This window comes from Paenibacillus koleovorans NBRC 103111, from assembly GCF_004000845.1.
GTDB lineage: Bacteria > Bacillota > Bacilli > Paenibacillales > NBRC-103111 > Paenibacillus_AA > Paenibacillus_AA koleovorans.
The window spans coordinates 79,483-89,881 of the sequence record NZ_BIMA01000014.1 but is presented as its reverse complement, the minus strand read 5'-3'; the positions used below and the strand labels follow the sequence as shown (position 1 = coordinate 89,881).

The 10,399-nt window shown below is 55.4% G+C and carries 7 protein-coding genes; 3 read left to right on the top strand and 4 right to left on the bottom strand.

Features of this window, described 5'->3' with window-relative positions; translation table 11 throughout:
* Positions 1-287 (top strand): hypothetical protein (locus PKO02S_RS32880; protein WP_218033910.1); only part of this gene is annotated, 287 nt, incomplete at its 5' end.
* Positions 288-1,008: 721 nt separating this feature from the next.
* Here PKO02S_RS32880 and PKO02S_RS06985 read toward each other — a convergent pair.
* The 3 genes from PKO02S_RS06985 to PKO02S_RS06975 all read right to left on the bottom strand — a co-directional run bounded on the left by PKO02S_RS06985 (position 1,009) and on the right by PKO02S_RS06975 (position 7,966).
* Positions 1,009-4,215: a family 78 glycoside hydrolase catalytic domain gene (locus PKO02S_RS06985; RefSeq protein ID WP_127580398.1), complete on the bottom strand. Its 3,207-nt coding sequence runs from the start codon at positions 4,213-4,215 to the stop codon at positions 1,009-1,011.
* Positions 4,216-4,786: 571 nt separating this feature from the next.
* Entirely contained in the window at positions 4,787-6,946 is a 2,160-nt protein-coding gene (locus PKO02S_RS06980; RefSeq protein ID WP_127580396.1) for a hypothetical protein, read from the bottom strand.
* Positions 6,947-7,132: 186 nt separating this feature from the next.
* Complete coding sequence (locus tag PKO02S_RS06975) at positions 7,133-7,966, bottom strand: phytanoyl-CoA dioxygenase family protein (RefSeq protein WP_127580394.1); 834 nt, start codon at positions 7,964-7,966, stop codon at positions 7,133-7,135.
* A gap of 125 nt (positions 7,967-8,091) precedes the next feature.
* On the opposite strand from PKO02S_RS06975, the gene PKO02S_RS06970 reads away from it, so the two are divergent.
* Both PKO02S_RS06970 and PKO02S_RS06965 read left to right on the top strand, forming a co-directional pair.
* Positions 8,092-8,619 carry an AraC family ligand binding domain-containing protein gene (locus tag PKO02S_RS06970; protein WP_164821333.1) on the top strand — a complete coding sequence of 176 codons (528 nt, stop codon included), beginning with the start codon at positions 8,092-8,094 and terminating at the stop codon, positions 8,617-8,619.
* Positions 8,573-8,956 (top strand): helix-turn-helix transcriptional regulator, encoded by a 384-nt coding sequence (locus tag PKO02S_RS06965; protein ID WP_127580389.1) that lies wholly within the window; start codon positions 8,573-8,575, stop codon positions 8,954-8,956. Before PKO02S_RS06970 ends, PKO02S_RS06965 begins: the two co-directional genes overlap by 47 nt.
* A gap of 102 nt (positions 8,957-9,058) precedes the next feature.
* Here PKO02S_RS06965 and PKO02S_RS06960 read toward each other — a convergent pair whose 3' ends face one another.
* Positions 9,059-10,228, bottom strand: a complete 1,170-nt coding sequence (locus tag PKO02S_RS06960) for a KamA family radical SAM protein (RefSeq protein WP_127580387.1) — start codon at positions 10,226-10,228, stop codon at positions 9,059-9,061.
* Positions 10,229-10,399 lie beyond the last annotated feature (171 nt).

The following is a 10,399-nucleotide window of genomic DNA, read 5'->3' as shown; positions in this document are numbered from 1 at the left end:
GCCGTGCTGGCGGCTCCGACGGCGCGGCGGGCGGCGGCTCCGCCCGTGCAGCAGGCCGTGCTGCAGCGGCTGGGGTCGCTAGCGGCGACGTGGCGGATGGCGTATCAGGCCACTCTGCCGACGGTGCGGCCGGCGACCGCGCTGCCTCCGCCGGCCGGCTGCTCGCAGGCGCAAGCGATCTCGGCGCACCGGGCGGGCTCGTGCTGCAGGTGCACGGCCACTCCGCCTGGCGCATCGAGGCGGCGCTCGCGGACGCTTGGGCGGAGCTGCGCGCTGCTTTGCTTTAGCGACTCGAGAAAACAGCAAAACTAAACCCGTATTTCCCCAAAAAAAACACGGTCACTGCAGCCGGTCTGAGCCACCATTTATACGAAAAATCGTACAAAGGAGTCACGGGGATGCTCCGCAATCCGAAATAACCTGACTACAGACTCCCATACCCCGAGGCGGCACCATCGATGATGAAAATCAGGCGGATTTTCAGGTAGAACAAGCATGGTTACCTGGAGGGCGGCCGTTTGGGTTGCAGCTACAGGTACTCTCGACTTCAATCACCAGTTTCCCGTTCGACACTTTCAGACTCTGCCAGTAGCCAAGCTTTGAAGTCATATCTCCTCCCCTCCACCCGATTCAGTCCGACTTTTTCGGTTTACGTAACGGGGGCGTGGAGGAATGAGGCTCGTAGTCCGATTCTACCCACTTGCAGAGCCGTTTTCGCCCATCCCCTTCGAAACTCGGCTCTCCAATTCGGCTAATTCGGACTACGTGGTCCATCCGGAAGACGACCGCCTCTCCAGTCCGACTTTTTCGGACTATGAGACTCCCATGCCCAGAGGCAGCCCATAGATGAGGAAAATGAGACGAATTTGTAGAGTACGCGAGCCTCACCGCCCGAAAAAGCTCTCTAGTCCGGATTTGCCGAATGGGAGCGACGTTTTCCGGGAACGGCAAAAAGCCGCTCCCCCAACCATCCGGGAGAGCAGCGACAGCGCCAAGGAACGACCCCGCCTAACTCCAAACAGAAACAAACACATACTGTCCCGAACCGACCTCAAACTCGCATCGATCCTGCTCCTGCCGAATGTGCTCCACATCATCCAGAGTGCTCAAAGGAACCGTCATCCCCAGATCGGCCCACACGGCGGCTTTCGAAGGAATGCTCACGAGCGCCGTGCTATTCACAGGGACGCTGATCTTATAAACGAAGCGCTTCCCCTCGATCGCCCAATCGCTGACAATTTCCCCATATGGGGACTCGTACACGGCTTGAACTCGAGACAGCTTCCCGCCCGGACGCGGCTTGAGCAGAATACGTCGGAACCCCGGAACCTCCGGGTCCAGCTCGATTCCCGCCATATACCGGTACATCCACTCTCCCACCGAACCTAGTGAATAATGGTTGAAGGAATTCATCACCGGCGAGTAGAATCCCGAGTCATGGGTCCATCCGTTCCACCGCTCCCAGATCGTTGTAGCCCCCTGCAGGACCGAATACAGCCAAGACGGGAACGTCTCCTGCTGCAGCAAACGATAGGCCAGTTCCAGATGCCCTGCCTCGGTCAGGACCGGGAGCAAATAGCTGACGCCGATAAAACCCGTGGAGAGATGCTCCCCCTTGGCTTGGATATCGTCGACTAAATGCCGGATCGCTTTCTCCCTCAATTCCTCTGGAAGCAGCTGCATGTGCAAGGCCAGCAAGTAACCGGTTTGCGTACCGCCCTCCACAGTGCCGTCGGATTCCACGAACGCCACTTGAAAAGCTTCCCGAATCTCCCGGAACCAACCGCGATATTGCTCGCTTTCAGCCTCATAACCGAGTACCCGCGCGACTTCAGCTAAAATATGAGTGCTATAGGCGAAATAAGCAGTCCCCAGCAAATCCTTCGGCGTATCGGCTTCAATGGACAACCAATCGCCAAACCCTTCCGCAGGACGCACCCAGTAAACACTGTGCTTCTTCATATAGTGGACGTGCCGAACCATCGCCTCATAATTTTCCTCCAGCAAGCTCCGATCGCCGTACATTCGATACAAGGTCCAAGGCACGATCGTAATCGCATCCCCCCATGCGGCCACTCCCGCCCAAAGCCAGCCCAAAGTCGGCGCAACATTCGTAACCGCTCCCGATTCGTGCTGCGCATCCCTAACATCAAGCAGCCATTTCCGGAAAAAATTCAGCGTATTACGGTTGTAGGAGGCCGTTCTTACAAATATCTGCGCATCTCCGGTCCAGCCGAGACGTTCATCCCGCTGCGGACAGTCCGTAGGAACACTGAGAAAATTGCCGGTCTGCCCGAGCACAATATTGGCTTGAAGCTGATTCAGCAGCGGATCGGATGTGGTGAGGTCCCCTCCAAGCGGCAAATCGGAATAAACCATGATCGCCATCACGTCCTCGGGCTTCAGCTCGCCTGGATATCCGGACACCTCGGCATAGCGAAACCCGTGAAACGTAAATCTCGGTTCATACACTTCCTCTTCCCCGTCACCTCGCATCACATATACATCCGTCTGTCGAGCACTACGCAAATTCGTTGTATACAGGCTCCCGTCAGCCAGCAGCATTTCGGCGAATCGCATTCGAATACGTGTCCCTCTCGGTCCGATCGCCCGGATCTTTACCCAGCCTGAGATGTTGCGGCCGAAGTCCACGATATACCGATCCGGATCGAGCCGCTTCACGGAAAAAGGAGGCAGCTGCTCCACCGCACGCACCATCGGGCCCGGGTGAAACCCGATCTCCGGGTGAGACTGACCCAGGGCCAACCGTTCGACAGGCTGCCAGCCGGAGTCATCGAACCCGGCTTCATCCCAGCCTGCGATCTCCTGAGTGGCGTCATATATTTCGCCCATCAACAAGTCCGAATACTGGATCGGCCCCGAGCTTGTGGTCCACGTGTCATCCGTCGCGATCACTTCCACACGGCCGTCCGCATACTCCACATGAAGCTGCAGCAGGGCGTACGGGCGCTCCCCGTACTGATAAGGCCCGAACATGCCGACGCTTCCGGCGTACCAGCCCGGCCCGACTGCTAGACCGACGGCATTGGCGCCTGGCTCTAACAAAGACGTCACATCATAGGCTTGCGCGATCACTCGCTTCCGATAATCCGTCCAGCCCGGGGTCAACAAATCTTCCCCCACCTTGCCCCCGTTCAAGGTCAGCTCGTAAACGCCAAGCGCAGACGCATACACTGTGGCTCGTTTGATCGTACCGGAGATAAGGAAAGTTTTCCGAGCGTAGAAATTGTGATTCCGGTTCAAATGCGTCGGCCGAGGCGGTACATGGAACGGACCGAGCCATGGAACTTGTCCGAAGGCTGCCGCTCTCACCGCCGCGGGCCAATGAGTGTCATCGAAATCCTGCTCCAGCCACCCGCTTTCAGGAGACGGCGCTCGTTTCCAGTTCTCGTCGGTCGCCACCAGAATCTCTCGTCCGTCGCTCAACTGAACACGCAGCTTGCCGACGAACGCCGCACAATCCAATCCAACCCCGTAGCTCGCTCCAATCGAAACCGACGCCCCAAGCACATTACGTCCAGGTTGAACCAAGTCCGTAACATCGACCCAGTGCAAATACTGAAAATGATACCCGCAAACGATCAGCTCGCCGTTCAAATACACATAGGCCCGGCAATCGCCGGTCCCCATCCAATGCGCTGCCCTTACATGCAACTCCTCCGGCAAGTCGAACGCGAGTCGAAACGCAGCTTTATCCCCTGAGTACACATCTATCGTCTTCGGCTTCCGCCATGTTTCCTCATGCACGATCCAGCTCTCACCCGTCAAATCCATACGCTCCGTGAGATGCAGCTCGGGCTTCGTAATCCAGCTCGCCTTCCAATCATGCTTCTCCAGCAATCCGGTCGACCAACTGTTGACTGCGCTCCAAGGCGAGGGCTTGCCGCTCCGATCCCAAACCATCACCTTCCAATACACTTTCGTATCCGACGGTAAAGGAATGCCCTCATAGGCAATCTGATTGGAAGCGCATGAGCTCACCACCCCGCTGTCCCATGCGGAGCCCAAGTCCATTTCCAGCTTAGCCGGATCCGAATCTACCAAAACGCGATACGCCGTTTGTCTCTGCCCTCTGATGGCGGAAGTCAGCTTCCAGCCAAGAAATGGCTTCGGATTCCCTACCCCTACCGGATATTGCTCGGCATCCACCGTGAGGCCCGCGACCTGAATGGTTGCAGCTGTTCTCTTATTCATCGTTCACCCACCACCTACCCGATTACTAGACACAAGTTCCTCATGATCTAGCTCTATTGTAAAGCGGAAGACTTCAGGCAACTACTTGCATTTCAGACATGCCCACCGGGAAACCGGACATTTATTGTTCGAAAACGATGACTTCGTATTCCCTCAGTTCCTCCAACATCAGAGATAACACCCCGTCCTCACAAACAAAGGCAGGGCTATATGGTATTGGGTTCTCGCCGCTCTCCCGGCTCTCCCGGCTCTCTCAGTTCTCTGAGTACCTATGTATCCACACGGAGTACCATATCTCCAGTTTCGAGGTTGCAAACGGTGATCTGAGAACCAAAGTAAACAAAATCGAAATCTAGCTTCGCGTTCTGTTTACTTTGGTATCCAGTTCGGCTATGAACGCGACAATGAACGAAATTAGGTACTCCAATCGCGAAATTTGGTAATCAGTCGGGGAACTGATGGTCAATCGTACCTCTCATCACTTGCCGCCGCTCTGTCCATCCCACCATGTCGAGCTCCCCACTTCAAAAAAAGGACCGCTTGGGCCTAAGCTCCAGCGGTCCTTGCCTGTTTATTCTACATGATAGCTAACAATATTGACGACTCGCGTGATGACGAATTTGTATTTATCCCAATCCTTAAGAATTTGCCCCATACCCGAGCTGAACAAGGCGATGAGCACCTGGATGCCGATTTCCGTCCGATAGTTGTCGAACACGGCATCGATGACGTCCGTCACGCCATACCCGGCCATGAAGAGAATAAGGGCGGCATCCTTGTAGTCGCTCACGCCACCGGCGCTCTTCAGCGTGACGGCCGCTTGCTGCGCGCTCCGCCCGATGGATTTCATCACGGTGAGTCCCACGACATTCGGCACGTGATCGCCGACCAGGAAGTTCGCGACGCCAAGCTGATTGCGCAAGGCTGCCTGCTCCGCTGTCGAAAGAGTTTTCACGATCCCGAAGGTCTCGTTGTAGTTGTTGCCGTTCGCGTAGTTGATCAGCCCGGCCAACGTAACCATATTGATCGGCTCATTTGACAGCAGCTGATTCACGACGTCTTTCAACGCCCAACGATGGGTGATTACGCCGTTTATGTTGGTTGAACCGTATTGGTACACATCGCGGATAACCCAGAGCACCGGCTGGCCGGAACGATAATAGGCTTGAACCAGAGTCGGCAAATCCGAAAATCCGCCTTCGTCCAAATATTTCAGTATCCAATACCAGCTTTCGTTGCTGCGATACATGCCTTGCGCAATTTCGATAGCCGTAAATCCTTGCCGTTTCAAAATGGGAACGAGCTTACCGTAGCCTCCGAGCGTATGGAAGTACTCTGAGAGCGGATACCCCATGGTCTTCAACCGGATCACACGCTCCTCTGTGGAGTAATCGGCCTCCTCGAGAATCGACGACGCTTTGGCGGCCGGGTAGCCGAGTTGCTTGAGAAGGACCGCGACCGTATCGTCGAAGCCGAATGTTAGCAGACCGCTGATAACGGCCGCACTCGTAAAGCCGGCATTCCTCATGCCGAGCGCGATCGCCCCATGGCTTGCCGCAGGCAGAGCCAGAATCAGAATACGGGCCGGCCTCACGCCTTCGTTCGGATTGTACTTCGTCCTTAACAGCTGCTTGGCGATGCTCGCCGCATCCGTGAAGCCGGTCGTTACGAAGTGCTGCGCAAGCTCTTCCTCCGAGGCGAAGGTCGAGAATCGATTGAGCAGCTCATAAACGATGCTCTCCTTGCTGTAGCCGAGCTTCATCAAGGTGCCGACCATGAAGGTGCTTTCAAGTCGGCCCTGCTTTTCCAGCTCGTTCGCGATCTGGTACGCTGAAGCGCCTTGGAGCTTCAATGTGCCCAAATATCCGAAGAGCGGATCCGTGCCGGAAGCTTGCTGGACGGCCAGAAGAATTCGCGTATTCGTATATCGCGGAATGTAGCTCATGTAGTTAATAGCCGCCGTCATCTCCTCATGGTAAATCTCATGAAGCACGCGGGCTGTCAAATCTATGCCGGCCTCCTGCTCAGCCAAGTAACGGACGGCCGACAGCGAATCCGTAATTCTGGCGCCGATCAACAGCTGAGCCGTTCGGCCGATTTCTTCATTCGCGTGATACACGGCTGTAATGCCGGCGCTGATCATGACTGTAGAGTAGACCGCATCCTGAATCAGCAGCTCCGTCGCTTGCGCCTCGTTCTGGCCGTACCCGTTCTTGAGCACCCGGGTAATGATCGTCAAATCGCCCTGCTCGTTGACTTGATCATAGCCCAGCTGGCGCATCGTCACGATAGCCGCTCGCGGAGTCGTCACATTGCTGGCAGCAAGCACGTCGAGAATCGTACTCTCTTCGTTGGAGCTGTACCCGAGCGCCACCTTGTTCAGAATTTCATTCAAGGTGTACACCCGATTCGGCAGAAATTGGTTGCTTAGCAAGGTCGTAGCCTCTCCGGATGTTCGGCTAAATACGGTCTTCAACACGACAACCATCTGCTGCAACGTGTAATGATGCATCTGCATGAACGGCAGAGCCTGTTCCGGGGTTGTAATCGAAGCGCCGGCCAAAACTTCGCTCATGCCCAGCTCTTGTTGACCATAAACCGAGCGCAAAGCCGCAACCGCAGACGGCAAGTCGTTCACGCCCATGTTGCGTTCCAGGACGACCTTCGTTACCTCGCTCTTGGAATAGCCCGCCATCGCCATGTAATTGATGAACACTCCGAGATCGGTCACGTTCCGGTTGCTTAAATAAGTAGCGACTTGAGCGGCACTGTAGCCTTGGAGCTATCCCAACAAAGATATAGACTTATGTGCAATTTTTTTATAGACTATTATGTATCCATACCTTTTTTAGGATTGACCGTTCATTCCCTGCAAATATAAAAACCGGCACTATCAGTGCCGGTTTTATTTGTGTTGTTAGAGTCTTTTGAACAGGACCGGGAAAAACTCGCCCTCAAATCGTTGCCCGGCATAAGGCCGCGGGCCGAGCTGCTTGATGTTCGGATGGAACTGAATGCCCGGTCGGTATGCGGTTCCGCCCGGCATTACGTGTGCTACGATCGACAATCGAGCCTCATTCGTCCGGTTGGCGCCGGAGCCATGGAACGTCAAGGCGTGATGGAAGCTCGCCTGCCCCGCTTTCAAGATGCACGGCTCCTCCACCCAATCGCGGCCGCCGGCATATTTCTCCTTCAGCTCCTCCATGTTCTGGTTGAAAAACGAATCGCTGCCCGGCACCAAGCCCCATTTGTGCGAACCCAATATCGTCGTCATGCCGCCATTCGTCAAATCCGTATCCTGCAGCGCGATCCACACTGTAACCATATTAGTCGTGCTGGAGCATTGCCAGTATCCGAAATCCTGATGCCAGCCGACATTGCCGGAGTTCGTCTCTTTCTCACCCACCCCTGGCTTGTAAATCACCTGGTCGTGCCACAGCAGAGTCTCATCCACACCGAGCAGGTCGGCGGACAGCTCTCCGATATAAGGGTCAGTCACCGTCGCTCGTATCTCATCGTTGAACCACCAGCCGTTGTCCACCTTGCGCAGCGCCTCCGGATTCGAGGAGCCGAACGGCCTCATCGGCATTCCGTCGCCGTCAAAATCGTTGGTCCAGATACGCTGATGGGCTTGACGCAGCCGCTCAATCTGCTCGTCGCTGATAAGCTTCGGGCTGATCCAGTAGCCGTCTCGATCGAATGTCTCCTTATCCTGCGCGGTAATTTTGTATTTCTGAATCGTTTGTGTCATCGTTGAACTCCTCCTAGTCGGTATTGAGCTTATTATAAAAGGAATCCGGAGGGCTTGACGTCCACACGACTGCCAAGTAGTATCAGAAACAAATGAGTAGAATGGTGTACAAAAAGGGGGACCTTATGGCAGAACCGAAGCGTCACCGCTGGACTTACAACCGGAGCAAGCAAGTCCCCCTGCCAGCCGTTCCCGAGCTGGTTGAGTTCGGTTACGACGAAATTCACAGCGCCATCCAGCTTGGCTATCATCAGCATGAAGGCTACGAATTCGTCTATGTCGAAAAGGGCAAAGCAAGCTGGGAGCTCGACGCTGCCATCTATGAAACCCGCGCAGGCGACGTCTTCCACACCCGTCCCGGCGAAATTCATCGCGGAGGCTTCAATACGATTGAGCCGAGCCGCTTCTGGTGGCTGAACGTGGAGCCGCCGGTCCGCGACAACTGGATGATGCTGCCTCCCGCCGAGGTCGCCGCCATCAGAGCCAAGCTCGAGCACTTTCCTCGGATCGTACCTGTCGGTACGCGTCCGGTTGAAGCGCTCCGACGGATCCGCTCCGCGATCCTGTCCCCCCGGCTCCCTGCAGCCTACGGTTATCCGTCAGGCTATGCTAGATATGGTCTTGCATATCGTCCAACCGGTGGAGGTCGATGATGCTCCTGCCACGGATCTACTGGAGAAGTTCGATATGCTCATGCGCCGCCTCCAGCACGAGCCGTACTGGCGCCCTACAGTGGAAGAATTGGCGAGACTGACCGCCATCAGCCCCTCGCATTTCATGCGGACCTTCCGACAGTACACCGGCTTTTCGCCGATGGCCTACCTCGAACGGCAGCGCATCAAACAGGCTAGCGACTTGCTTATGAACACGTCCCGATCGGTTTTGGAAATCTCGACTGCCTTGGGCTACGCCTCTAGCCAGCATTTCGCCACCGCCTTCAAGCGTGTGACCGGGATGACGCCCCTCGCCTGGCGCAAGTCGTCGCGTTGAGTGCCAAACAATTGACTTTTCCGCCAAAACAGAAAAACCTGCCCGGAGATCGAAGATCACCGGGCAGGTGCATGGTCGTTGAGTTTTACTGTTTCAATTGATCTATTTCCCCAATGGAACGGCCGGCATATCCGGCAGCCGATTGACCGACACCACAGCCTCGGTTCGTTTGACCGGCTTCGTCCAAAACTGCTCGTTCTCGGGCAAGTCATCGAACCAAGCCGCATCCTCCGGGCAATCCAGCACCATAAATTTCCCGTACTGGTTCTCCCTCGACTGGTGGTATTTCAAATACGCTTTTCCATTTTCGATCGATAAAATTTCGATTTTGCCCGATGTATGGCTCATCGAAAGCCTCACTCGTTTCCCGAGCCCGGATGTGAGCGATTTGGCTTTCTCCACAATGGCATACACTTCCCGCAGCGGCAAGACAAAGGACCGATTACCCGCCACAGGGCGGTTGATGAAAAAGTAGTACGGGGTGACGCCCGCCCAGGAGAGCTTGTCGAGCAGTTCGCCGAGGATGTGCGGGTCCGCATTAATGCCTCGAAGAATCGGCGTTTGGTTGACCAGAATGGCTCCCGCTTCGTGCAAGGCTTGAAATCCTCTGACGGCTTCGGGTGTAATTTCTCGGGGATGATTGATATGGCACATGACATAGATGCGTTTCTCGGGTGTGGAATAGGCGCGGATCGTCTCGAGCAGGGCGTCGTCCTCATAAATCCGCATCGGGTTGAACACCGGAATCTTCGAGCCGAGCCGTATAATGCGGACATGGTCGATCTCGCGCAGCCGATGAAGAATGGATCGGAGCTTCGAAGCGGCCAGGATCAAGCTGTCGCCTCCCGTCAGCAGCACATTGCTGATCTCCGGGTGATTGGCGATGTAGTCCAGGCCCTGCTCCACATCGGCCGTCGATTCCTTCACATCGTTGCGGAACAACCGCTTGCGGAAGCAATAGCGGCAATAAGCGCCGCATACTTCGGAGACCAGGAGCAAGGCGGTGGACTTGTACTTGTGCTGGCAGCCCGGGACTACATAATTCGTATCCTCGTCGGAGGCATCCCAGCGTCCGTACTCGAGCAGCTCCTCCTCGTTCGGGATGACGAGCTTGCGGATCGGATCGTCCGGATCGTTCCAATCGATCAAACCCAGATAATAATCGTTGACGCGAAAAACAAATTTATCCGTTATCGCTCTGAGCCGGTTGCGTTCCGACTCGGGAATGTGTGTCAGCTTTCCGATATCGGTGATATACTTCGGTAGAGTCATGCAGCTCCTCCTTCATATATAGGGATAGTCGGAATACGCGTACAGCGAATTCCTTTGTTTGCTACTATATCAGAAGTATCGCATACTTACAACTTTTAATTATTTTAAAGGTTGTTAGTTCATCGGCGGTTCGTTACGTTCTCCAGCCCACTTTAGCTGCCGGAACAGACA